Source organism: Halosimplex yunnanense, assembly GCF_054504345.1.
On the sequence record NZ_JBTJEL010000033.1, the window covers coordinates 221,028 to 242,303 of the forward strand.

The 21,276-nt window shown below is 68.9% G+C and carries 25 protein-coding genes; 8 read left to right on the forward strand and 17 right to left on the reverse strand.

Features of this window, described 5'->3' with window-relative positions; translation table 11 throughout:
• Positions 1-41: 41 nt before the first annotated feature.
• Positions 42-380, forward strand: a complete 339-nt coding sequence (locus AB2U09_RS09850; protein ID WP_459192542.1) for a DsrE family protein — start codon at positions 42-44, stop codon at positions 378-380.
• Between the two features lies 1 nt (position 381).
• Here AB2U09_RS09850 and AB2U09_RS09855 read toward each other — a convergent pair whose 3' ends face one another.
• The 5 genes from AB2U09_RS09855 to AB2U09_RS09875 form a co-directional block, all read right to left on the reverse strand.
• A complete protein-coding gene (locus AB2U09_RS09855) occupies positions 382-600 on the reverse strand; it encodes a hypothetical protein (protein ID WP_459192543.1) in 219 nt (72 codons plus the stop codon).
• A 48-nt stretch (positions 601-648) separates the two neighbouring features.
• A complete protein-coding gene (locus AB2U09_RS09860) occupies positions 649-2,451 on the reverse strand; it encodes a rhamnogalacturonan lyase (protein WP_459192823.1) in 1,803 nt (600 codons plus the stop codon).
• A 144-nt stretch (positions 2,452-2,595) separates the two neighbouring features.
• On the reverse strand, positions 2,596-3,549 hold the full coding sequence (locus AB2U09_RS09865; protein WP_459192544.1) for an alpha/beta fold hydrolase: 954 nt from the start codon (positions 3,547-3,549) through the stop codon (positions 2,596-2,598).
• 114 nt (positions 3,550-3,663) lie between these two features.
• Positions 3,664-4,776 (reverse strand): methylmalonyl Co-A mutase-associated GTPase MeaB, encoded by a 1,113-nt coding sequence (gene meaB / locus AB2U09_RS09870; RefSeq protein WP_459192545.1) that lies wholly within the window; start codon positions 4,774-4,776, stop codon positions 3,664-3,666.
• Complete coding sequence (locus AB2U09_RS09875) at positions 4,773-5,192, reverse strand: cobalamin B12-binding domain-containing protein (RefSeq protein WP_459192546.1); 420 nt, start codon at positions 5,190-5,192, stop codon at positions 4,773-4,775. The genes meaB and AB2U09_RS09875 overlap by 4 nt, the downstream gene beginning before the upstream one ends.
• 114 nt (positions 5,193-5,306) lie before the next feature.
• On the opposite strand from AB2U09_RS09875, the gene AB2U09_RS09880 reads away from it, so the two are divergent.
• Both AB2U09_RS09880 and AB2U09_RS09885 read left to right on the forward strand, forming a co-directional pair.
• Positions 5,307-5,960: a DUF420 domain-containing protein gene (locus AB2U09_RS09880; RefSeq protein WP_459192547.1), complete on the forward strand. Its 654-nt coding sequence runs from the start codon at positions 5,307-5,309 to the stop codon at positions 5,958-5,960.
• A gap of 78 nt (positions 5,961-6,038) precedes the next feature.
• Positions 6,039-7,283 carry an RAD55 family ATPase gene (locus AB2U09_RS09885; protein ID WP_459192548.1) on the forward strand — a complete coding sequence of 415 codons (1,245 nt, stop codon included), beginning with the start codon at positions 6,039-6,041 and terminating at the stop codon, positions 7,281-7,283.
• A gap of 43 nt (positions 7,284-7,326) precedes the next feature.
• Here the strand turns inward: AB2U09_RS09885 and AB2U09_RS09890 are convergent, their stop codons facing one another.
• From AB2U09_RS09890 to AB2U09_RS09920, 7 genes are all read right to left on the reverse strand, one after another.
• Positions 7,327-8,109 carry an ABC transporter permease gene (locus tag AB2U09_RS09890; RefSeq protein WP_459192549.1) on the reverse strand — a complete coding sequence of 261 codons (783 nt, stop codon included), beginning with the start codon at positions 8,107-8,109 and terminating at the stop codon, positions 7,327-7,329.
• On the reverse strand, positions 8,106-9,062 hold the full coding sequence (locus AB2U09_RS09895; RefSeq protein ID WP_459192550.1) for an ABC transporter ATP-binding protein: 957 nt from the start codon (positions 9,060-9,062) through the stop codon (positions 8,106-8,108). Before AB2U09_RS09895 ends, AB2U09_RS09890 begins: the two co-directional genes overlap by 4 nt.
• 131 nt (positions 9,063-9,193) lie before the next feature.
• Positions 9,194-9,646 carry a hypothetical protein gene (locus tag AB2U09_RS09900; RefSeq protein WP_459192551.1) on the reverse strand — a complete coding sequence of 151 codons (453 nt, stop codon included), beginning with the start codon at positions 9,644-9,646 and terminating at the stop codon, positions 9,194-9,196.
• A gap of 396 nt (positions 9,647-10,042) precedes the next feature.
• On the reverse strand, positions 10,043-11,218 hold the full coding sequence (locus AB2U09_RS09905; protein ID WP_459192552.1) for a polymer-forming cytoskeletal protein: 1,176 nt from the start codon (positions 11,216-11,218) through the stop codon (positions 10,043-10,045).
• A 93-nt stretch (positions 11,219-11,311) separates the two neighbouring features.
• Positions 11,312-11,542: a SelT/SelW/SelH family protein gene (locus AB2U09_RS09910; RefSeq protein ID WP_459192553.1), complete on the reverse strand. Its 231-nt coding sequence runs from the start codon at positions 11,540-11,542 to the stop codon at positions 11,312-11,314.
• Between the two features lie 79 nt (positions 11,543-11,621).
• Positions 11,622-12,299 (reverse strand): DUF7546 family protein, encoded by a 678-nt coding sequence (locus AB2U09_RS09915; protein WP_459192554.1) that lies wholly within the window; start codon positions 12,297-12,299, stop codon positions 11,622-11,624.
• A gap of 3 nt (positions 12,300-12,302) precedes the next feature.
• Positions 12,303-13,721, reverse strand: a complete 1,419-nt coding sequence (locus AB2U09_RS09920; RefSeq protein WP_459192824.1) for a heme o synthase — start codon at positions 13,719-13,721, stop codon at positions 12,303-12,305.
• A gap of 285 nt (positions 13,722-14,006) precedes the next feature.
• On the opposite strand from AB2U09_RS09920, the gene coxB reads away from it, so the two are divergent.
• Both coxB and AB2U09_RS09930 read left to right on the forward strand, forming a co-directional pair.
• A complete protein-coding gene (gene coxB, locus AB2U09_RS09925) occupies positions 14,007-14,789 on the forward strand; it encodes a cytochrome c oxidase subunit II (protein ID WP_459192555.1) in 783 nt (260 codons plus the stop codon).
• An 89-nt stretch (positions 14,790-14,878) separates the two neighbouring features.
• Positions 14,879-15,316 (forward strand): MaoC family dehydratase, encoded by a 438-nt coding sequence (locus AB2U09_RS09930; RefSeq protein ID WP_459192556.1) that lies wholly within the window; start codon positions 14,879-14,881, stop codon positions 15,314-15,316.
• A gap of 40 nt (positions 15,317-15,356) precedes the next feature.
• On the opposite strand, the gene AB2U09_RS09935 is transcribed toward AB2U09_RS09930, so the two are convergent.
• Positions 15,357-15,632, reverse strand: a complete 276-nt coding sequence (locus AB2U09_RS09935; RefSeq protein ID WP_459192557.1) for a hypothetical protein — start codon at positions 15,630-15,632, stop codon at positions 15,357-15,359.
• A gap of 155 nt (positions 15,633-15,787) precedes the next feature.
• On the opposite strand from AB2U09_RS09935, the gene AB2U09_RS09940 reads away from it, so the two are divergent.
• Positions 15,788-16,369, forward strand: a complete 582-nt coding sequence (locus AB2U09_RS09940) for a response regulator (protein ID WP_459192558.1) — start codon at positions 15,788-15,790, stop codon at positions 16,367-16,369.
• Positions 16,370-16,393: 24 nt separating this feature from the next.
• On the opposite strand, the gene AB2U09_RS09945 is transcribed toward AB2U09_RS09940, so the two are convergent.
• Complete coding sequence (locus AB2U09_RS09945) at positions 16,394-16,867, reverse strand: redoxin domain-containing protein (protein ID WP_459192559.1); 474 nt, start codon at positions 16,865-16,867, stop codon at positions 16,394-16,396.
• 108 nt (positions 16,868-16,975) lie between these two features.
• Between AB2U09_RS09945 and AB2U09_RS09950 the strand changes: the two genes are divergently transcribed.
• Both AB2U09_RS09950 and AB2U09_RS09955 read left to right on the forward strand, forming a co-directional pair.
• A complete protein-coding gene (locus tag AB2U09_RS09950) occupies positions 16,976-17,752 on the forward strand; it encodes a DUF7388 family protein (RefSeq protein WP_459192560.1) in 777 nt (258 codons plus the stop codon).
• Entirely contained in the window at positions 17,753-18,889 is a 1,137-nt protein-coding gene (locus AB2U09_RS09955; protein ID WP_459192561.1) for an NAD(P)/FAD-dependent oxidoreductase, read from the forward strand.
• Between the two features lie 36 nt (positions 18,890-18,925).
• Here AB2U09_RS09955 and AB2U09_RS09960 read toward each other — a convergent pair whose 3' ends face one another.
• The 3 genes from AB2U09_RS09960 to AB2U09_RS09970 all read right to left on the reverse strand — a co-directional run bounded on the left by AB2U09_RS09960 (position 18,926) and on the right by AB2U09_RS09970 (position 21,207).
• Positions 18,926-19,468, reverse strand: coding sequence for an Hsp20/alpha crystallin family protein (locus AB2U09_RS09960; protein ID WP_459192562.1), 543 nt, complete (start codon positions 19,466-19,468; stop codon positions 18,926-18,928).
• A gap of 99 nt (positions 19,469-19,567) precedes the next feature.
• Positions 19,568-19,726, reverse strand: coding sequence for a DUF7559 family protein (locus AB2U09_RS09965; protein WP_459192563.1), 159 nt, complete (start codon positions 19,724-19,726; stop codon positions 19,568-19,570).
• 68 nt (positions 19,727-19,794) lie between these two features.
• A complete protein-coding gene (locus AB2U09_RS09970) occupies positions 19,795-21,207 on the reverse strand; it encodes a response regulator (RefSeq protein WP_459192564.1) in 1,413 nt (470 codons plus the stop codon).
• Positions 21,208-21,276: the final 69 nt, after the last annotated feature.

The following is a 21,276-nucleotide window of genomic DNA, read 5'->3' on the forward strand; positions in this document are numbered from 1 at the left end:
CAAGCACGACACGCTCCCCTCCCCGCCCCCGAGCGGAACGTATGCAATCAGTACTCCACCTCGTGTCCGGCGATGAAGGGGAACAGGAAACCTCCCTCGCCATCGCGAAGAACCTCGTGGACGACGAATCCGGTCGCATCGACGACGTCGCCGTCGTCGCGCAGGCGGACGGTATCGAGGCCCTCACCAGCGAGGGCGGATTCGAGGAGGAAGTCGAGTCCCTCGCCGAAGCGGGCGTCTCGTTCAAGGCCTGCGCCAACACGCTGGAGATGAAAGACATCGAGGAGTCGGCACTCCTCGGGAACGCCGAGACGGTCCCCGAGGGGGCCGTCGAGATCACGCGGCTGGAAAACGAGGGATACGCCTACATGCGGCCGTGACTCAGGCGGAGAAGAGTCCCAGCCCGACCACGACGAACCCGAGGGCGACGATCGTGATCCCGATGCCGTATGCCCACAGGCGCTGGTAGCGTTCGGCTCGCTCGGGGTCCTCCTTCCAGGTCCGCGCCGAGACGAAACTGCGGAGATAGTTCGGGAAGCCGATCGAGAACACGCCCAGCCCGATCAACACGACGCCGAGAAAGACGACGGCCGGGTCCATACCGAACGATACGGCCACCGCTATCAAGGCGGTTTTGTTCCCAGCGGGCTACTCCCCGTTCGAATCGGCGCCGACGAGTTCGATGTCGGAATCGGGCGGGTCGTCCATCCCGACGCCGAGGTAGAAACTCGGGTGGGGCGGCTGGTTGTAGGCGACGTTCTGCCACGCGACGGCAGTCCGGTACTGCGGATCGTGCATCAGCGTGGGAATCCGGTGGTCCGTCTCGTGGGTGGTCGCGTACAGCCGCAGCGCCTCGCTGTCATCCGTCCGCCAGATCACCTCCTCGCGCCAGTCGCCGAGGAGGTCCGCCGAGAGGCAGGGGTTGCCTTTCGTCCAGTTGTTCGAGCGGGTGCCGTCGAAGCGGACCAGCGTCTCTAGCTCGCCCGCGTCGTGGTCCCAGCGGTCGATCTTCCCCACGCCGACGCCGGCGTCGCCGTCCCAGTCGTGGTCGAGCAGTTCCCGCTGGAGGTCGCCGGTCCACCAGACCCCGAAGTTGTACGACTGGGGGATCTCCTCGCTGATCTGCTCGCCGTCGGCGGTCCAGAGGCCGACGCCGGCGGGCGCCCACGCCTCAGCGCCGGGGTGGGTCGGGTCGATGTCGGCGATCATCCCCCGGCCGGTGTCCGTACCCGTGTACTCGCCCCAGATGAGGTCGCCCGTGCCGGCCTCGCGCATCGACGCGCCGTGTTCGGCGTCGGCTTCCTCGTGGACCTGATAGACCTCCAGTCCGTCGCGCTCGGGGTCGAAGTCGCCGACGTGGAGCGCGTCGCCGTGGCCCCAGCCGGTCGAGTACAGCCCGGTCCCGTCGTGATCGATGACGCAGGCGCCGTAGACGATCTCGTCCTTGCCGTCGTCGTCGACATCGGCGACGCTGAGGTGGTGGTTGCCCTGCCCCTCGTAGGCCTCGTTGCCGGGGTCGGTGCTGTCGAAGGTCCAACGGTGGGTCAATTCGCCGTCGCGGTAGTCGAAGGCGGCGAGCATCGTCTTCTCGTAGTAGCCGCGGGCCTGCACGATGCTCGGGCGCTCGCCGTCGAGGTAGGCGACGCCGGCGAGGTACCGGTCGCCCCGGTTGCCGTAGTCGTCGCCCCAGTCGGCGATGTCCCCGCGGGCGGGTTCGAAGTCCACGGTCTCAAGCGCCTCGCCCGTCTCGCCGTCGAAGACGGTGAGGTACTCGGGCCCCTCGATGACCCGTCCCGTCTCGTCGGGGTAGAGCGCGTCGGGGTCGCCGATGACCGATCCGGTGCCGTCGACCGTGCCGTCGGCCGTCCGGCAGGCCAGTTCCGCCTTCCCGTCGCCGTCGAAGTCGTAGACGAGGAACTGCGTGTAGTGGGCGCCCGCGCGGACGTTCCGGCCGAGTTCGATCCGCCAGTGGTGCGTCCCGTCGAGCGCGTAGGCGTCGAGGATCACCTGGTTGGTCTGACCCTCGTGGGCGTTGTCCTTCGCGTTCCACGGCTCCCACTTGAGGACGATGTCGTACTCGCCGTCGCCGGTGAGGTCGCCGACGCTCGCGTCGTTGGCGTGGTAGCCGACCGACGACCCGTCCTCGGGGTGCTCAGCGTCGGCCGGTTTGTCGAGCGGAATCTCCAGGTACTCCCGATCCCAGACCTCCGTTGGCTTCGACCGCTCGCCTTCGTCCCCGTCGACGACCGGGGCGACGGCGTACGTCGAATCCGTCGTCCCCTCGGGGTCGCGGTAGTCGGTGCTCCCGGTGATCGGGTCGTCGGTCACGCGCTCCCCGTCGCGGTAGAGCGCGAACGCGACGCCGTCGGGGTCGGTCCCCAGCAGCCGCCAGCGGACGTACACGCCGTCTTCGACGGGGACCGCCACGACGCCTCTGTCCAGCGCCTCCATCTCGCGCGTCATGGTACTGTCACTCTCTGTCACGGTCGGCCCGTCGGCTCTTTATACTACCTTTCGCGGAAGCAGGCGGGAGCGGCGGGCGGTCGCGCGGCTGGCGACCGGCAGTTCGGAGAAACGCGGCTGGTCTCGATCAGTTCACTCGTCGGACTCGGCGATCTCGGGATGTTCGGTCGCTTCGCCGCGGACCACGCGGAGGAACTCGGTGGGGTGTTCGACGTGGGGCAGCAGCGCCGACTCGCCGATAGAGACGAGTTCGACGTCGGCGACGCTCGCCAGTTCCCGGCCGTCCGACAGCGGCGGCATGTCGCTCTCGCGGCCCCAGACGAGCGTGACCGGAACCTCGAGATCGCCGAGCACCTCGCTCAGGTCGAGATCGGGATCGAGGTGGCCGCTGATGAAGGAGGCGGGCGCGAAGCGGGCGCCGGGCTGATGCGCGGTCTGCCACTCGTACTCGACGGTCTCCTCGTCGAGGTTCGCGGTGTCGTAGTAGCCGTGGTCGTCGTGGAAGTAGCGGATCGACCGCTCGCTCCCGATGGCGTTGTAGATCGTCTGGCCGACGACCGGCGTCCGGATCAGCGAGCGGAGCCACACGCGCCGCCCGGGGATCGTCTTCGCAGTCGGACAGATCAGGACGAGCCGCGAGACGTCCAGGTCGCGAGCGGCGTCGGCGACGTACGCGCCGGTGAGCGACGAGGCGACGACGACGGCGTCCTCGCTCATGTCGGTCACGAAGTCCCGGACGAACGTCGTGTACAGCGACGCGGAGTAAGTCAGCGGCGGCCGGTCCGAGAGCCCGAAGCCGGGCAGGTCCGGGGCAATGACGTGGTAGTCCTCGGCCAGCTGCTCGAAGACATCGCGCCACTCGTTGCTCGTCGCCGCCGCGTTGATCCCGTGGAAGAGGACCAGATCAGGGTCGTCGGGGTCGCCGGCTTCGGTGTAGGCCACGTCGAACCCGCGCCAGCGGTAGATGTCGGACTTGCCGCGCAGCGGCGGACCGAGTTCCCCGGCCCGCCGGCCGAGCGCGCGGTTGGTCACTGCGGCCGCACCGACCGCTCCGATCGTCGCTCCGACGAGAGTCCGCAGTTTCATGACCGGACGTAGGGGCCTCTACCGCATATAAGTGATGCACGACGAACACTCCACTCGCTCTCGGCCCCCCTCTCCCACATGCACTGCCGCCGACGCCACGCACTCCAGCGCCGCTCACTTACGCCGTTCGCGGGCGCAGTCGGCGAGCGGTTCGAGGATCTCCTCGGCGACGGTATAGGGGTCGGTCTCTCGGCGGGCCACCGCGTCGACGTACTCCTCGAGGCCGCCGCCCGCCTCGATCTCGGCGGCGAGGAGGTCGCGGACGTCCTCGCGCAGGAGCGTCCGGATCTCCTCGGCGTACCGCGTTCGCTCCCTCGCTTCGAGCGTCCTCGACTCGACGAGGTACGAGCGATGGGACGCGAGCGCGTCGAGGAGGTCGTCGACCCCTTCACTGCGGTTGGCGACCGTCTCGACGATCGGCGGGTCCCAGGGATCGGGTGTCTCGGAGTCGTCTCCCGAGTCGCTTCCCTCGACATCGACAGCCGTCTCCGCGAACCCGTGGTGGCCGCCGCCGCGTACCTCGCCGTCGCGGAGCTGGAGCATCTCCCGGAGCTCCCGCACCGTGCGGTCGGCGCCGTCGAGGTCGGCCTTGTTGACGACGAAGAGGTCCGCGATCTCCAGGATGCCGGCCTTGAGCATCTGGACGTCGTCGCCGCTGCTCGGCGGGACGAGCACGACGACGGTGTCGGCGGTACGGACGATGTCGACCTCGTTCTGGCCGGCGCCGACCGTCTCGACGATGATCTTGTCCTTCCCGAAGGCGTCGAGCGCCTTCACGGCGTCCGTCGTCGCGGTCGAGAGCCCGCCGAGCGTCCCGCGGGCGGACATCGACCGGAAGAACACGTCCATGTCGCCGACGTTCGAGGCCATCCGGATGCGGTCGCCCAGCACGGCACCGCCCGTGAACGGCGAGGCCGGGTCGATGGCGATGACGCCGACCGTCAGCCCCCGGTCGCGGTAGGCCTTCGCGAGCTTGTCGACGAGCGTCGACTTCCCGGCGCCGGGGCTGCCGGTGATGCCGATCACGTCAGCGGTCCCGGTGTGGGCGTGGAGCTGGGAGACCAGATCGCGGTAGCCCGGCGAGCGGTTCTCGATCTTCGTGATGGTTCTGGCGAGCGCGCGGTGGTTTCCGTCGAGCAAGTCGGCGATGAGGGGATCGTCGGCGTCTGCACCGTCTCCGCCAGCGTCGGGAGCGTCGCCCCGAGCGTCGGGGTCCCCGCCGGTCATCGTCGCTCGGGCGAGTGCTCCCGGATGTAGTCGATCATCTCGTCCATCGACGCCCCGGGGCCGAAGATCTCGGCGACGCCCTGCTCGTAGAGGAACTCCTCGTCGTCGTCGGGGATGATCCCCCCGACCAGCACCAGCGTGTCCTCGCGGGCGCCGTACTCCTCCAGCCCGTCCATGATCTTCGGGACGAGCGTGTTGTGAGCGCCCGAGAGGATAGAGATGCCAAGTACGTCGACGTCCTCCTGGACGGCGGCCTGAACTACTTCGTCGGGCGAGCGGTGGAGCCCGGAGTAGATGACCTCGAACCCCGCGTCCCGCAGCGCCCGCGCGATGACGTGCGCGCCGCGGTCGTGCCCGTCGAGGCCGACCTTGGCGACGAGACAGCGGATCTGGCGTCGACCCTGCTCTGCGCTCATGGCCGCTAGTTGGCCCGTTTCCCGTTTCACGTTTGCGGTGATTTTTGCGAAGCGGGCGCTCGCGGGCGCGCTCGCTTCCGAAGCGGGTATACCGGCGGCGTCCACAGATCCGGTATGGCAGTCGCCGACACCCTCCAGTCACGCGCGCGGGCGAACCCACGGCGCGTCACGGCCGTCCTCTCGGTGATCGGGTACGCCCTCGTCATCGCCGCGTTCACGCCGTACGCGCCGTTTCCGTCGATTCACGACGACACCGTCATCCTCCTCGGTGACGCCATCGCCGTCGTCAACTCCCTCGCCCTGATCTCGATCCTGATCGGCGTCCGGTACATCAAACGCGGCGAGGTGGAGAAACACCGGACCGCGATGTTGACCGCCTTCGGGCTCATCCTCGTCTTCCTCGTGTTGTACCTGCTGAAGGTCGGCGGCGGGTTCGAGAAGTCCATCCTCGCCTCCGGCGTCGTCTACTACGCCTACCTCGTGATGCTCGCCGTCCACATCCTCCTCTCGGCGCTCGCGGTGCCGGTCGTCCTCCACGCCGTCGTGCTCGGCCTGACGCACTCCCCGTCGGAGCTTCGCGACACCTCTCACGCACGCGTGGGCCGGATCGCCGTCGCCGCGTGGTCGCTCAGCCTCTTCCTCGGCATCGTGACCTACCTCCTGCTCAACCACGTCTACATGTGGGAGCGGCGGGGACACGAGGCCCTGTTCCTGCTCGCTATCGGCCCGTCGATCCGCGCGTTCGTCGAACGCGAATCCGACGACTGACGGCACTCTCATCGCCCACCCGGCCCGAGTCGCGAACACGCCACGCACTTTTTCCAGCCGCGCACGCTACTGTCTCACATGGTCGAGCAGCCGAACGCGCCCGACGGCAACGCGGCGGTGGGGATCGGCGCCGCACAGGGAGCCTCTCGCCACGAGGGACAGGGCCAGCCGTCACCGGAGACCGGCCGCTGTGACTTCTGTCGGCTCCCCATTCCGGAAGTGCCGGTCACCGACGAGTACGGGGGCGAGGAGTACTCCTACTGCTCGAACGCCTGCCGCGACGCCGCCCGGAACTGTGAGAAGGTGTTCACGCAGTACCACGGGTTTCGCCGGGTGCCCACGGGCGTCGCGCCGCTCGACGAGAGCCTGCCGCAGGGGGTGCCGCGCAACTCCTTCGTCCTCCTGACCGACCTCGCGGGCACGCGGACGGAAGCGATCCAGGCCGAGTTAGTCTGGCGCTCGCTCCAGCGCGGGGAGCCGGCGGTCTACGTCTCCTTCCTCGAACCGCCGATGTCGGTCGTCCAGACGTTCGTCACGCTGGACTGGAACGTCTTCCCCTACCTGGAGGCGGGCCAGCTGCAGATACTCGACTGTTTCACCTACCGGCTGGAGAACCGCGAGCGGATGTACGAGCGGCTCAACGACTGGAACGCCTTCCTCTCGGAGGTCGCAGGTGGCGCGACGACGCAAGTCCGTGATCCGACCGAACTCGGCGAGCTGAACAACCGGATCGACGCCGTACTCGAAGCCCGGGACATGGAAGACCGCGGCATCGTCGTCGTCGACTCGCTGACGGAGTTCGGCGCGCTCGTCCAGCCGGTCAAGGCCTACGCGTTCCTGAAGGACGTCCGCGCGGAGGTGTGCAAGAGCCGGTTCGTCCCCATCTACGCCGGCGCGACCGTGACCGGCGAGGACCAGCAGTTCCCCCACGACCTCAACTACGTGGTCGACGGCATCGTCGAGCTGAACCTCGACGAGGAACTGGTCGAGGACTCGCTCGTCAAGCGGATCCGCGTCCGCAAAATGAGCGGCGTCCTCACGCTGCCGAAGTGGGTCGCCTACGAGTACACCGCCGGCGAGGGCATCGTCACCGTCGAACTCCCGGGACCGCCCGACCACGGCAGGGAACCGTCTAGCGGCGGAAACGACGCGGGACAGGCCCAGGGGGACGGGCAGCACTCGGTGGCCAGCGGGACGGACGGTGCGGGCGCGGGGTACGGACAGGGGCCGCCCGTCGGTCAGTCGGCAGGTGAACCGCCCGGGGAGTACCCCGGGGTGGACGGGTTCGCTGGCGGTGACTCGTCGGCTGACGAGAAGTCGTAGGCGACGGCGACGAGCCAGCAGTGTACGCGCTGACCGCCGGCCCTCAGTCGGTCCGCGGCAGCGCGTACGCGCCGAGGCCGACGAAGACGGCCGCGAGCACCGCGAGCACGAGCAGGTACGCCAGTTCCGGGGCGAGCGTTCCGAGCGGGACCACCTCGCCTCCGTCGGTCGCCGCGCGGACGCCGCGGGCGAAGTAGGTGAGCGGCGACAGCGCCGTCGCGGGACGGAACCACGCGGGGAGCATGTCCAGCGGGACGAACGTCTCCGAGAGGAAGAGGAGGGGCAAGGCGATGGTGTTGCTCGTCGCGATGACGCCGTCCTGCGAGTCGGCCAGCGAACCGATGAGCGCGCCGATGCCGCAGAACAGGGCGACACCGAGGACGACGTAGCCGACGAGCAGCGCGACGACCCCTGCGGAGAGCGTGACCTCGGCGCCGGTCAGGCCGACGACGAGGGCGAGGAGCATCAGCGCGGCCAGCCCGATGACGACGACGTTGACGAGGGTCTGGGCGAGCAGCCACTCGCCGCGCGAGAGCGGCGTCGTCGCGAGCTTCTCGAAGCGGTTGCCGTCGCGGTGGCGCGCCACCTCGCTGCCGACCCGCGAGAGCGGCGTGAACAGGACGACCACCGCGAGGTAACCGGGAATGTAGTAGACGGGGGGTTCGGCGAACAGCCCGCCCCCGGTCGGCTGGGTCTGGACGAGCACGCCGAAGATGACGACGATCAAAAGCGGGAACAGGAACGTGAAGAACACGGCCGTCCGCCGCCGCAGGAACGACTGCCAGCCCGCGCGGACGGAGGCCGCGACGCGCCCGGTAAGGGTCATCGGTCGCCCTCCGCTGGCGTGGCTGCTCGCCCATTCGTCGTCCCGCGACCACCCGCCTGTCCGCCGTACCGCGCCTCCGATCCGCCGGCGAGTTCGAGGTAGACGTCTTCGAGGTCGGGTTCGCTCCACGAGAGGGCGTCGTAGCTCGCGCCCGCCGCTTCGAGGGCGTCGACCACGTCGCCGATGGCCTCGGGGGCCACGTCGGAGACGACCAGCGCGTCGCCGGTGCGCTCGGCCGGATAGGGCAGTTCGAACGCGTCCGGATCGGCGTCGGTCTCGACGACGAGCCGGCTCTCGCCGCCGTACTCCGCGACGAGCGCGTCGGGGTCGTCGACAGCGACGAGCTTGCCGTCGGCGAGCAGGCCGACGCGGTCAGCCAGCCGGTGAGCCTCGGCCATGTCGTGGGTGGTGAGGAAGATCGTCGTCCCGCCGGCGGCGAGCGATTCGAGGAGGTCCCACAGCGTCCGGCGGCCCGCCGGGTCGATGCCGGTGGTCGGCTCGTCGAGGAAGAGCAGGTCGGGATCGTTGACCAGCGCCGCGCCGACGCACGTCCGGCGCTGCTGACCGCCGGAGAGGTTCTCGTACCACGTGTCGGCGTCGTCGGTCAGCCCCACGTCAGCCAGCACCGCGTCGACGTCCCGACTGTCGTCGTAGAGCCCGGCGTAGTACTCGAGCAGTTCGCGGGCGGTGAGCCGCTCGGGCGGGGCGAACGCCTGCGGGAGGAGCCCGATGCGTTCGCGGTCGACCTGTCGGGGGTCGGCGCCGAACAGGGAAACCGACCCCTCGGCGTCGGTGGTGCCCGTCAACGCGCGGACGAGCGTCGTCTTGCCCGCGCCGTTGGGCCCGACCAGCGAGAACACCTCGCCCGCGTCGACCGAGAGCGAAACGCCGTCGAGCGCGACCGTGTCGCCGTAGGTCCGCCGCACGTCCTCGGCGACGAGCGTCGCTGTCATAGCTGGAGGATCCACTGGAAGTCGCAAAGGCGGTTCGGTTCGGAGACGTGCGAATGTGCCGAAAAAACCTCCACAAGGCAGTCAGTTTCGCGACGAACAGCAGGTGGCGACCGTTCGGTTCGAACCCGGGCTCAACAGATCTGTGGACCGGATCTCCGTTCACGGTCTGTAGCTTCTGCGGTCACGAAGTAGATCGCAGTCGAGTAGGTATCTCCGTGGCCGTTGCCGCTCGAATACCAGAACGGATGGCGAACCGCGACCTCGACGGTATCTCCCGTCCGATTCCTGATGACCGCTGTTTTGCTCACCACTGGCGCGCTGAATCCCCAGTCGTCGACACAGGATTTGCTCGGCAGGGAGTCCGAAAGGAACGCTCTTTCAGCGCCCAAAGCCCGCTGTTTGGCGGTATCGTCCGGTAATCCGGGGACGGGCGTCCCGCCCACGTCCGTCGCATTCCGATCGATCGTCGGCGGTGTCGACGACTCCGGAGGTGACGACTGAGTACCGAGACAGGCGGCGATCAGGACGAGGATGGCCACAGCGAGCGGTATGGCGACGTTACGGGAGATTCGTCCCGCCTCCATGGATCGCTTATGTCGCCGATACTGTATAATCCGACCGGTAACTCACGTCCCTGTTTCAGCCACGACGATGGGGGGCGAAGGCTCGGCTTCGGCTGCCGGGAGCCGGTGGTCGCAATCGGAGGCGAGGGAGACAAGTGGTGACGGCGGCAGGGCAGGCGAGTATGTGGGGATGGGTGGGAGCGTCGACGGAAACCAGTAGGAGGGCGAACGTCAGCAGGGCGGTGCGTGGGGCTCGGGCGTCAACGGAGGGCGACGGAGTGGAGGGCTGCACGTCAGCAGGGTGGGGGTGGAGTGCCGCACGTCAGCGGGGTAGGGGTGGAGGGCTGCGCGTCAGCGGAGGGCGATGGGATGGAGGGCTGCGCGTCAGCGGGGAAGGGTGGACTCCGGACTCCAGCGTCAGGCCGCCCGCGGGGAGGGATCGGGGGGCGGCGTCTCGACACCGTCGTCACCGTCGCCGCGCCAGCGGGCCGCGACGACGAGCGCGCCGGCGCCCAGGCCGACGAGGAGGACCGCGAACGTCACCAGGCCGCCGACGACCGGCAGGAGCCCGAACGCCTCGACGCCGAGGACGCCGACAGCGAGGGCCGCCCAGCGGCTGTCGTAGCCGGCGGACGTGAGCGCGAACCGGCCGACGAGGTACTCGCCGTAGATCAGCGCCGTCCAGACGGCCAGTCCGAACAGGGCGCCGCCGCCCATGGCGAGCGGGATGCCGACGACGGTCAGCATCACGGCGATCAGGAGGACGGGGACGGCGAACAGCGCCGCGAGCCCGGCCGCACCGGACCGCGCCGGGTCGTCGGTCGCCGTCTCGACCAGTTCAGCGGAGAACTCGGGGAACAGCCCGATCAGGAGCGAACCCACGAGCAGCGACAGGAGCGTCCAGTAGACGGCGGACAGCGGCGAGAAGACGTCGTCGAACGTCTCACCGATGCCGAGGCCGACCTCCGCGCCGCCGACCTGGAACTTCGGATTCGACTCCTCGGTCACCGTGCCGGCGACTGACGCGCCGGCCGCGCGGTCGAGCGTCTCGTGGTAGGTCACGTCGCCGCCGACCGTCGCGGTCGATTCGAGGACGACCGACTGGCCGCTGGCTACGTCGCCGTCGACCGTGCCGGCGACCTCGATGTCACCGCCACCCGCGCTCGCGTCTTCCGCGATGGTCGCGCCCTCTGCGACGGTGACGGACCCGCCGCCAGCGCTGGCGCTCCCCTCGACGCGGCCGTCGTCGACGACGTCGACCGACCCGGCCGCCGCGGTCGCGTCACCTCCGACGGTTCCGGCTACCGTGACCGACCCGGACGCGGAGGTGACGTCGCCGTCGACACTGCCACCGTCGGCGACTTCGACGGATCCAGCGACGGCTGTGACGTCGCCGGTGACGGTCCCGCGGACGAGGACGTCCCCGGTCATGACCGTCAGGTCGCCGGTGACCGTCTCGTCCGGCCCGACGACCCGATCGGCGTCCTGGGGCGTTGCGGCCGCCGCGCCCGGCAGGAGCGCGAACGCGACGACGAGACTGCATACGAGTACGAGGACCCGCGAAGAGCGGGCCTCTGGGGTGAGGGGAGCCATTGCAGTTAGACCGTCGTCCCCCATCCCGGTAAGTACCGAACGCGAACTTCCGACCCGGTAAGTCGGGGAAATATTTAAGTGAAGGTTCGTCGGTCAGCAGTGATTCCGTACGTCGCGGACGACGGCATCGACGTCGAACTCGTCGTCGGCCTTGTCGAAGACGACCTCGCCGTCCACTTCCACGCGGAAGACGCCGTGGTCGCCCATCACGAGTTCGAAGCTGTCGATCTGCCGTTCGAGGCTGGTGAGGATCGCTTCCTGCGTGTCGAGCGCGCGCTCCCTGAACCCGCAGGGGACGCAGTAGGTCAGCGTGACTCGTGTCATGGGGGACTCTCCGGCGGGAGCCCGGATAAACCGTGCGACGCGGTCGCGGGCGGTGTCGCGAACGGCCGAGCGGGGGTGTTCACTCCCGGCGGAACGGCCGCCAGACCAGCAGCGCGACGGTCGCGACGAAGACGGCGGTCGAGATGCCGTAGGAGCCGTCGGCGACCGCGGCGGCAACGCCGGAGCCGCTGCCGGCGATGCCGGTGGCGATCGACGCGATCACGGGCCAGCTACACGAGACGCACGAGAGCAGGCCGATCACGCCCGTGACGGCCGACTTCGCGGCGTCGAGGATCGTGGCGTACACGAGGTACGCGAGCGTCGCGTACCCGACCAGCTTGTAGGGGATGAGGGTCACGGAGAGGCCGCCACCGTTGAACAGGAGCGCCGGTGACCAGCCGGGGGGCAGCCCCCACGAGATCCGGGCCGTCGTCGGTCCGTGGCCGGGACCGACGAGTCCGCCGGTGTATGCGAGGATCCCGAAGTACCCGACCGCGAGCGCGGCCGCGATTCGGCGATTGCGGACCGAGGTCGACGCCGGGTCCGTCCGGGAGATCGCCCACAGCGAGACGTTGAACCAGACGAACGGGTAGATCCACAGCCGCAGGCCGCCGACCGAGAGGAGGCTCTGGCCGCCGAACGCCGCGTACGCGAGCAGGAGGAGCGCCTCTGTGTTGACGAGGAGCGCGCCCCACAGCAGCGTCTCGCGGCGCGGGCGGAGTCGGTCGGCGAGCGCGTCGGTGTCGATGGTGGACATCGGTCAGACGGCCAGCGCGTCGACGACGATGGCGACCAAGAGCGCCCCGAGGTAGGCGTTCGAGGCGTGGAACGCCCGGAACGCGGCTGATTCGGTGCGCTCGCGGTGCAGTCGGAGGACCGCCCAGAGGAACAGGCCGCCGAACGCGCAGGTCGTCGCCGCGTACACCCAGCCGAGCCCCGTCATCGCCGCGAGCGCGACGGCCGCGACGAGCGTGGCGGCGAGGTAGTAGAGGATGTGCTTGCGGGTCTCGGCGTCGCCGCGGACGACGGGCATCATGGGGAACCCGCCCTTCGCGTAGTCCTCCTTGTACGCGAGCGCGAGGTTGTAGAAGTGCGCCGGCGTCCACAGGAAGATGACGCCCGCGAGCGCCAGCCCGGGCAGGCCGAAGGTGCCGGTGACGGCCGCCCAGCCGATGAGCGCCGGGAGCGCGCCAGCGAACCCGCCGATGACCGTGTTCTGCACGGTGTTGGGCTTGAGCACGAGCGTGTAGACGACGCTGTAGAAGAGGATGGCCGACAGGCCGAGCGCGGCCGCGAGCAGGTTCACCTGCGCGAACACGGCCAGCGAGGCTGCCGCCAGCCCGACGCCGAACGCGACCGCGCGGCGGACCGGGATCTGGTGGGTCGCGATCGGCCGGTCGGAGGTCCGGTCCATCTTCTTGTCCTTCTCGCGCTCGAACACGTGGTTGAACGTCCCCGAGGCGCCGATGGCGAGGACGCCCCCGCCGAGAGTCAGCACGACCGTCCGGACGGTCAACTCGTCGCCGCCGGTCGATGCCAGCGCCATGCCGGCCGCGGCGACGAGACAGAGCAGCCACATCAGCCGCGGCTTCATCAGCCGGAAGTACGCCGACAGCGTCGCCGTCACGCGCCGGAGCGGCGGGATATCCGCGGGCGAACTGGGTCCGGCACCCGTTGCGGCCGCGGAATCGATGGCGTCCGTCGCGACGGCGGGGTCCGGGTTGTCCGGGCGGTCGGCGGATTCGTCGCCGGGCTCGACGGCCCAGCCGTCTTCGGGTGCGTCGGCAGCGTCGGGCTCGAGTTCCCACGCGAGCGCGACGACCAGCGCGGTGAACAGGACCATCCCGACGAGGAGGTGGGCGGTGGTCAGCAGGTCGGTCGGGCCGGAGATGACGACCACGGCGCCGATGCCGACCTGTACCGGAAAGAGGGCGACTCCGAGCGCGAGCGCGGCGAGGACGCGCCGGCGTAGACGGTGGCGAGCGCGGAATGCGGCGACCGCGGTCGCGAGCGCGAGACAGCCAACGAACAGGGCCACGGCGCGGTGGCCCCAGGCGACGAGCAGCGCGGGGTCGGCGAGCGTGACGGGACCGCGGCAGACGGGCCAGTTCGTGCACGCACGCGCGGCATCAGCGATCGACGCCGTCGCGCCGGCGACGACGAGCAGGTAGACGCCCATCGCCGTCGCTGCGAGCAGATCCGGGAACGCCGGTCGAGTTGCGCGCTTTAACACGTTGGAAACCCCGCTGTTGCCAGGACTTTGGGGTGTCTCCACTTAGTGTTCGCGTTTCGGGGATCGGACCGCGGAGTGAGCCGACGTGTCCGGGGTATCGGAACCGCCGAGGAGTCGCCGCGGAGCCGCACACGTTCGGGAACATATCGCCGATGAAGTATCATCATCTTTCGGACACGGCGACGGGATTCAGCACGTTAATATGCGGACAATCCCAAGCCCACGTCAAGAATGAAGGGTAAGCGCGTCGCACTCCTGGCGCTGTTCGCGGCCGCCCTGGCCGTGGTGGCGATCGAGCCCGCCGCCGCCCAGTCCGGGGCCGACTCGACCACCGAGGAGCTCATCTGGAACCTGAACAACCAGCTGCTGTACATCGCCGTGCCGATCACGGTGCTCGTCGAGGCCATCCTCTTCTACACGGTCTGGAAGTTCAGGAACAACGAGTCGCCGCTTCCCACGAAGGAGAACCGCCGGCTGGAGATCACCTGGACCGTCGCGACGGCCGTCATCCTGCTGTTCGTCGGCGTCGCTTCGTACCAGGTGCTCGCCGAACCGTACGTCACCGCCGCTTCGGAGGACACCGGCGTCGACACCGTCGCCAACGAGGAGGAGATCCTCGAAGTGCAAGTGACCGCCCAGAAGTACAACTGGCAGTTCAACTACCCCGGCCAGGAGGTCTCGAACGCCAACACGCTGGTGTTGCCGGCCGATCGGCCAGTGCGGTTGAACATCACTTCGAAAGACTGGCTCCACGCGTTCCACGTCCCCGGGCTGGGCCTGAAGAGTGACGCGTTCCCCGGCCAGTCGAACTACATCTTCACCAAGCCGACTGACACCGGCGAGTACCAGCTCTACTGCGCCGAGTACTGCGGCGCCGGCCACTCCGAGATGCTGGGTACCGTCGAGGTGCGCAGCCAGGACGAGTTCCAGAGCTGGCTCGCCGACAACAGCGAGTCCGGCGGATCCGGCGGCAACGAGACGGCCACCAACGAGTCCGCCGCACTCGCCCCCTGAGAGGGGTCCGCGGCGCGCTTTCTTTCCCGTTTTTCGTCCCCGATAGCAGCTGCTGGTATTTTTCACGGCCCGGAGCGTACCGCCGGCCAATGCGGTACTTCGAGGACCTCTCCGTCGGTGAAACGGCCCATTTCGGGAGCTACGAGGTGACGAGCGAGGAGATAACGGCGTTCGCCGAACGGTACGACCCGCAACCGTTCCACACGGATCCCGAGGCCGCGGCGGACTCGCCGTTCGGCGGGCTCGTCGCCAGCGGCTGGCACACCGCGGCGATGACGATGCGGCTACTCGTCGAGAACCACCTCGCCGACGCGGCGACGCGGGGCGCGCTCGGCGTCGACGAACTCCGGTGGCGCCGACCGGTCAGACCGGGCGACGAACTCGTCGTCCGGACCGAGATCGTCGACAAAGACGACTGGGACGACGACAACGGCCTCGTCTCGGTCGCTATCGAGGCCGAAGCCGACGGCGAGGAGGTGCTGTCGATGGTCGGGCTCGTCCTCTACGAACGCCGCGCGGAGGCGTAACTCGTCACTTTCGAGGCGATCGATAAAACGACGCCGCCGGTCAGTTGCCGGCGACGAGGCCGGGCTCCGGAGTGCCCTCGTGCTCGGTGTAGGCGTCGAGCTGGCGTTCGCCGCGTTCGGTGATCCGGTAGACCACTTCCGGGCTCACCGGCTCGGCGAGGCCGTTCTCGACCAGTTGTTCGGTCCGTCGCTCGACGTAGTCGGTCGGCATCCCCAGACGGTTCGCGACGAGCGCCACGTATGTCGGCCGCTCTTCGGCGAGGTAACTCAAGATCGCTGCGTCTGCGTCGCGGAACCAGTCCGGGTGCTGTGGCATCGGTATCCCCGACGTACTGTGTGTGTTGTTCACATATAACACTGTCGCCGCGACAGCGCGGTATCCGGTGACCGGCGGGCGGTGGCGTCCGGGCTGCGAGCGGCCCGGTGTGCCAACAGAGTCAAATCCGGGCAGTCCGGAGGGGTAGCAGAGACGTGCCATCGAACGTCGGCGATCGACCGACAGTCCTCGTCGTCGACGACGAGGAGGAAGTAGCGGAAGTGCTCGCGCTCAAACTCCGGGAGGAGTACGAGACTCGAGTGGCCACCGGCGGGGAGGAGGCGCTGGAGGTCATCGACGAGAGCGTCGACGCGGTGTTGCTCGACCGGCGGATGCCGGACATCCACGGCGACGACGTGCTCGCGGAGATCCGCGAGCGCGGCTACGACTGCGTGGTCGTGATGACGACGGCCGTCGATCCCGACCTGAACATCCTCGAGATGGACTTCGACGACTACCTCACCAAGCCCGTCGAGACGGAGACGCTCCTGACGACGCTCGACCAGCAACTCGACAGCAAGCAGTCCGGCGACCCGAAGCTCGAGGAGTTTTTCGCCGTCGTCTCGAAGATCGAGGTCCTCGAAGCGGAACTCACGCCGGCGGAACTCGCAGAAAGCGACGAGTACGAGGAGCGAAAGCGCGAGGCCGAGCGACTCGGCCGGGAACTCCAGGAGTCCCACCCCGACTTCGAGGAGATCGTCGACACCTTCCGCGACATCAACCGCGGTTCCTCGTAGTTCGACTTCCGCCGATACAGCCAGCTACAGTGCCGATAGCGCCGCCTGTATCGCGTCCCAGTCTGGCTGCTCGGACGGTTCGTCGGCGGCCCACGCGTACCGGACTTTCGTGTCCCCGTCGATCACGAACACCGAACGGCGGGAGACGTCCCGGTGGCCGGCGAGTTCGTTGTGGCGGACGCCGTAGCGCTCGCTGACGGCGCCGTCGCTGTCGGACAACAGCGGGAAGGACAGGTCGTACTCGCGGGCGAGCGCCCGGTGGCTGAACGCGCTGTCGCGGGAGACGGCCAGCACCGTCAGACCCTCGCGCGCGTCGACCCACTCAGCGTCCCGGAGGCCGCGCAACTGGTCGACGCAGGCGGGGTCGAAGTCGAACTGGTAGAACGCGAGGACGACGGGGCCGTCGCGCGTGTGTTCGGCGAGCATGTACTCGCGGACGATCTCGCCGTCCGTCCCGGGGAGGATGAAGTCGGGCGCCGCGGTGCCGTCGGTGAGCATGGGACGGTCACGGAGTTCGGCGCAGGACCGCATAAAGCGGTCGGTGGCCCAACTTCGCGGGAAGCGACAGAGCTTTTCCCCGTCGCTCGATAGCGAGGGGTACCACAGATGCTTCAGGGCGCGACGCTGGCACGAGCCGGGATCGACGCGGTCGCCGTCAAGCCCGCGGAGGTCGACGTCGAGCGCGCCGCCGCCCTCGACGTGGACGCTTTCGCGGTCGACTACGAGGGCCGCGAGCACCTGCCGTCGCCGGAGACGCTCGCGGATCTGGCCGCGGAGGCGGACGTCCGGGTCACCACGCCCGTCCGCGCCGACGGCTTCGACCCGCTCGGTGAGAACGACCTCGCCGAAGCGCTCCCCGAAGACGCCGGGCGGGTACTCGTCGCCGGTCACCGAGCGTATCTCACTGACGTCGAACGCGAGCGCGAGGTCGCGCCACGACTCCGGGCGGCGGCCGCGCGCAGTCGCGACCCCTGGGTCGGCACCGAGGGGATCGAGCGGATCGCCCTCGCCGTCGGCGGCACGCAGTTCGAACTCCTCGGCCCGGGCACCGACGGTCGCCTCCGCGCGCTCAGGCAGGCCGGCTTCGAGGGCGAGGTCGCCCTCTACGCGCCGACGGTCCTCACCGACGACGAGGACGCCGTTCTCGACGCGCTCGGTGCCTACGCCGCTCGCCGCGGTCCAGTCAGGTCCGCACTGCCCGACGGCGCAGCCACCGACGCGGAGGCCGACGGACGCGCCCGCGAGGTCCTCTCGCAGGCCGTCCGCGATTACGGACTCGTGGGCGACGTCGACCACGTTTCTGACCGCGTCGAACAGCTCAAAGCGGCGGGCGCCGACCACGTCGTCGGCTACCCCGCCCGCGGCCTCGACCCCTTCCTGTAGATGTCCCGACGCGTCGCAGTCGTCGGCGGCGGTGCCCTCGGCGTGACGGCCGCTCGTGACCTCGCGGCCCGCGGTGCCGACGTGACGCTCTACGAACGCGACGAGGTGGCGAACGGCGCCTCCGGCCGCGCGGCAGGCATCGCCTACGACGCCTTCGCCGAGGATATCGACGCCGCGGTCGCCGAGCGCGCGGTCGAGCGATTCCGGGCCCTCGACGCCGAGGGTACCATCGAGTTCGTCGAGCATCCCTACGTCTGGTTCGCGCGGGCGGGCGACGAGCGCCGCGCCGAAGTCGTCCGCGAGAGCGCCGAGCGGATGCGGGCGAACGGCCGCGACGTGACGCTCCTCGACGAGGGGGAACTCGCCGGCCGGTTCCCCCCGCTCGCGTCGGTCGACGTGGCGGTCGCCGCCGTCGCGCACGACGCGGGGTACCTCGATCCGGCGGAATACGTCCGGGCGATGGCCGACCGGGCCGCCGCGACCGGTGCGACCGTCGAGACCGGGACGCGGGTCGCGCTCGCCGACGGCGGCACGGCGGTCGAGACGGCGGCGGGTACCGAGTCGTTCGACGCCGTGCTGGTCGCCGCGGGCGCGCACACCAAGCGCCTGCTCGCCGGTGTGGACGTACCGATCCCGATGAAACCCTACCGCGTCCAGGCGCTCGTAACTGAGGCGTTCGACGACGCCGGGTCCGTGCCGACCTGCTACGACGCGACCGGCGGGCAGTACGCCCGCCCCCGCGACGGCGGCCTCCTCGTCGGCGACGGGACGCAGGAACGGGAGTTCGACCCCGACGACTACGACGCCGACGCCGATCCGTCCTTCGAGCGGTCGTCGCTCGACTGGCTCCGTGGCGTCCTCGGCGAGCCGATAGCGGACCGCGACTTCACTGTCCGGCGGTCGTGGGCTGGTCTCTGTACGGCCACGCCCGACCGCGACCCGCTGCTCGGGCAGGTCGAACCGGGCCTGTTCGTCGCCACTGGGTGGCACGGCCACGGGTTCATGCGCGCGCCGGCGCTGGGCGAGCGGATCGCGGACGAGATTCTCGGCGGCGAGGGGATCGACGGATTCGACCCGCGCCGCTTCGACGGCGACGAGTCGTTCGAGGTCGTCGAGGGCATGACCGTCGAAGAATAGCAGTGCTGGGTGGTCGGCGCAGTCCGTCGCGGGGAGTTACGCGTTCGCGCCGCTCCAGTCGCCCTCGTCGTCGCTGGTTTCGTCACTACTGTCGGTTTCGTCGCTACCGGCGGCCTCGGCGTCGAGTTCGTTCGCGTCGGCGGCCCCTTCGTCGACGCTCTCGGTTTCGAGCGCTTCGTCGACGTCGGGTTCGACCGGCTCGCTCGTCTTGGGGATTCGGACTTCCAGCGTGCCGTTATCCCGGAGCGTCGCGGACGCCGCCTTGGCGTCGACTCGCGCGTGCTCGGGGAGTTCGACCCGCCCGTCGAGCGCGAGGCCGCGCCCGGGGTAGCGCATCTCGAAGCCCTCGTGGAACCCGCGGAACCGGTCGATTCGCACCTCGACGGCGCCGTCGTCGTACTGCACCTGGACGTCCGACCCGCGGGCGCCCGGCGCGTCGAAGACCGCGAGGTAGACGTCCTCGCTCTCCAGCAGGTCGACCGGTAGCGGCGTCCGTTCCTGGGCGCGCCCCATCGCGCGGCCGACGTTCTCGAGGACGGCGTTACCGAGCGACTCCCCGATGTGACGGATCTTGCTCATACGCGGCGATTAGGCCGGTGTTCCCTTCAGGATTGTGCCCGCGGGCGCAGGACAAAAACGGCGAGGCGGGCCGAGCGGGAAGCGTGCGAATTCGTGCTGTTACAGTTCGATCTCTTCGAGGCAGTCCGTCCCGCCACAGACCGGACACTGCAGGTCCTCGACGGAGTGGTCGTCGGGCACGTCGTAGGTGTAGTGGTTCTCGAACATGTCGAGGAAGCAGTCCTCGCTCGTGCACTTGATCTCCTTCGTCGGTGGCATGGTCGCGGGTTCGGACGGCCGACGGATACTGTTTTCGGCACTCCCCGTCGGGGTACCCGAGTGGGGACTCAGGCGTGTTTCGGGAGCGAGACGGTGAAGACGCAACCGCTCGGGTCGCCGTCCTCGACCGAGATCCGGCCGCCGTACTGTTCGACGAGCGTGTGTGCGAGATAGAGGCCGATCCCGGTCCCCGGGCTCTCGGGACCCATCTCGCCCTTGCCGAACACCGACTCCTTCTGCGAATCGGGGATCCCGGGGCCGTTGTCCGCGACGCTGACGTGGACGTGGGTCTCCGACTCCTCGCTGCTCACCGTGGCCCGCGGATCGGACGAATCGTTGTGGCGGGCGGCGTTGCTGAGCAGGTTCCCGTAGACCGAGGATAGCAGTTCGTTGGCCCTGACGGCGACGTCCGGGATGTCGCCGTCGACCGTGACCGTCAGGTCGTCGTGCCGTCGGTCGGCCTTCTCGACCTCGTCTTCGAGGATGTGCCGGACGTTCACGCCGGTGAGCGCGAACTCGGTTTCGCCGCCGATCGAGTCGACGAAATCCCGCGCGATGGAGGTCAGTTCCGCGATGTGGTCGCAGGTGTGCTGGATCCGGTCGACGTACTCCTGGCCTTCGTCGTCGACGTGCCGGCCGATGCCGTCGGCCCACGCGATGAGCAACTGGACGTCGTTGTTGATGTCGTGGCGGACCAGCCGGTTGATGACGGCAAGCTCCTCGGTCCGGGACTCCAGTTCCCGCTCACGGCGTTTCTGATCGGTAATGTCGCGGGTGATGAGCTGGAAGGAGTCGGACTCGCTCCCGACGCTGACCGGGGCAGCGACGTTGTGGAAGTGGCGGACGCCGTACCCGTCCTGGAACGTGACCGCCGATCCAGCGGTGAGGGCTCTGCGGCCGTGTTCGAGACGGTTGACGGCCGTCTCCCTCGGGAGGACGTCCGAGATGTGCTCGCCGATTAGCTCCGAGCGGGTGGTGTCGAACGACCGCGCTGCGGCGTCGTTCGCGGCCGTGATCGTCCCGTCGACGGTGACCTGTGTAATCTCGTCGGGTGTGTTGTTGACCAGCAGTTCGTACTTCTCGTCGGCGCGACGCTGGGCGACGACGTTCTCGATCCGGTTTGCGAGCAACTGGAGTTGGCCCTCCTCCGCGATGTCGTCTTTCCGGAGGTAGTCGTCGATCCCCGTACCGATAGCTCGGCTCGCCGTCTGTTCGTCGCCCTGGCCCGTCAACAGGATGAAGGGGAGCCCGTACTCGGCTTCGACGCGCTCGTACAGCTCCAGTCCGTTCAGTCCCGGCATCTCGAAGTCGCTCACCACGCAGTCGACCGGTCGGTCCGCGAGAATTTCGAGCGCTTCCTCGCCGCTGCTCGCTTTCGACACGGAGATGTTCTCGGATTCACCGAGTTTGTCCGAGACGATCTCCCGAAAGAAACCGCTGTCGTCGACGAGGAGCACGTCGATCAACGACGTACGTATCATAGGAGAGCTTTCCCGGACGAAGTGTTATAGCTATCTGCCGGATTTTCTCAGACGATAATTCCGGTGGCA

Coding starts and splice junctions, on each gene's coding strand:
- AB2U09_RS09850 (WP_459192542.1), top strand. CDS start 42: ATGCAATCAGTACTCCACCTCGTGTCCGGCGATGAAGGGGAACAGGAA.
- AB2U09_RS09855 (WP_459192543.1), bottom strand. CDS start 600: ATGGACCCGGCCGTCGTCTTTCTCGGCGTCGTGTTGATCGGGCTGGGC.
- AB2U09_RS09860 (WP_459192823.1), bottom strand. CDS start 2,451: ATGGAGGCGCTGGACAGAGGCGTCGTGGCGGTCCCCGTCGAAGACGGC.
- AB2U09_RS09865 (WP_459192544.1), bottom strand. CDS start 3,549: ATGAAACTGCGGACTCTCGTCGGAGCGACGATCGGAGCGGTCGGTGCG.
- meaB (WP_459192545.1), bottom strand. CDS start 4,776: ATGACCGGCGGGGACCCCGACGCTCGGGGCGACGCTCCCGACGCTGGC.
- AB2U09_RS09875 (WP_459192546.1), bottom strand. CDS start 5,192: ATGAGCGCAGAGCAGGGTCGACGCCAGATCCGCTGTCTCGTCGCCAAG.
- AB2U09_RS09880 (WP_459192547.1), top strand. CDS start 5,307: ATGGCAGTCGCCGACACCCTCCAGTCACGCGCGCGGGCGAACCCACGG.
- AB2U09_RS09885 (WP_459192548.1), top strand. CDS start 6,039: ATGGTCGAGCAGCCGAACGCGCCCGACGGCAACGCGGCGGTGGGGATC.
- AB2U09_RS09890 (WP_459192549.1), bottom strand. CDS start 8,109: ATGACCCTTACCGGGCGCGTCGCGGCCTCCGTCCGCGCGGGCTGGCAG.
- AB2U09_RS09895 (WP_459192550.1), bottom strand. CDS start 9,062: ATGACAGCGACGCTCGTCGCCGAGGACGTGCGGCGGACCTACGGCGAC.
- AB2U09_RS09900 (WP_459192551.1), bottom strand. CDS start 9,646: ATGGAGGCGGGACGAATCTCCCGTAACGTCGCCATACCGCTCGCTGTG.
- AB2U09_RS09905 (WP_459192552.1), bottom strand. CDS start 11,218: ATGGCTCCCCTCACCCCAGAGGCCCGCTCTTCGCGGGTCCTCGTACTC.
- AB2U09_RS09910 (WP_459192553.1), bottom strand. CDS start 11,542: ATGACACGAGTCACGCTGACCTACTGCGTCCCCTGCGGGTTCAGGGAG.
- AB2U09_RS09915 (WP_459192554.1), bottom strand. CDS start 12,299: ATGTCCACCATCGACACCGACGCGCTCGCCGACCGACTCCGCCCGCGC.
- AB2U09_RS09920 (WP_459192824.1), bottom strand. CDS start 13,721: ATGGGCGTCTACCTGCTCGTCGTCGCCGGCGCGACGGCGTCGATCGCT.
- coxB (WP_459192555.1), top strand. CDS start 14,007: ATGAAGGGTAAGCGCGTCGCACTCCTGGCGCTGTTCGCGGCCGCCCTG.
- AB2U09_RS09930 (WP_459192556.1), top strand. CDS start 14,879: ATGCGGTACTTCGAGGACCTCTCCGTCGGTGAAACGGCCCATTTCGGG.
- AB2U09_RS09935 (WP_459192557.1), bottom strand. CDS start 15,632: ATGCCACAGCACCCGGACTGGTTCCGCGACGCAGACGCAGCGATCTTG.
- AB2U09_RS09945 (WP_459192559.1), bottom strand. CDS start 16,867: ATGCTCACCGACGGCACCGCGGCGCCCGACTTCATCCTCCCCGGGACG.
- AB2U09_RS09950 (WP_459192560.1), top strand. CDS start 16,976: ATGCTTCAGGGCGCGACGCTGGCACGAGCCGGGATCGACGCGGTCGCC.
- AB2U09_RS09955 (WP_459192561.1), top strand. CDS start 17,753: ATGTCCCGACGCGTCGCAGTCGTCGGCGGCGGTGCCCTCGGCGTGACG.
- AB2U09_RS09960 (WP_459192562.1), bottom strand. CDS start 19,468: ATGAGCAAGATCCGTCACATCGGGGAGTCGCTCGGTAACGCCGTCCTC.
- AB2U09_RS09965 (WP_459192563.1), bottom strand. CDS start 19,726: ATGCCACCGACGAAGGAGATCAAGTGCACGAGCGAGGACTGCTTCCTC.
- AB2U09_RS09970 (WP_459192564.1), bottom strand. CDS start 21,207: ATGATACGTACGTCGTTGATCGACGTGCTCCTCGTCGACGACAGCGGT.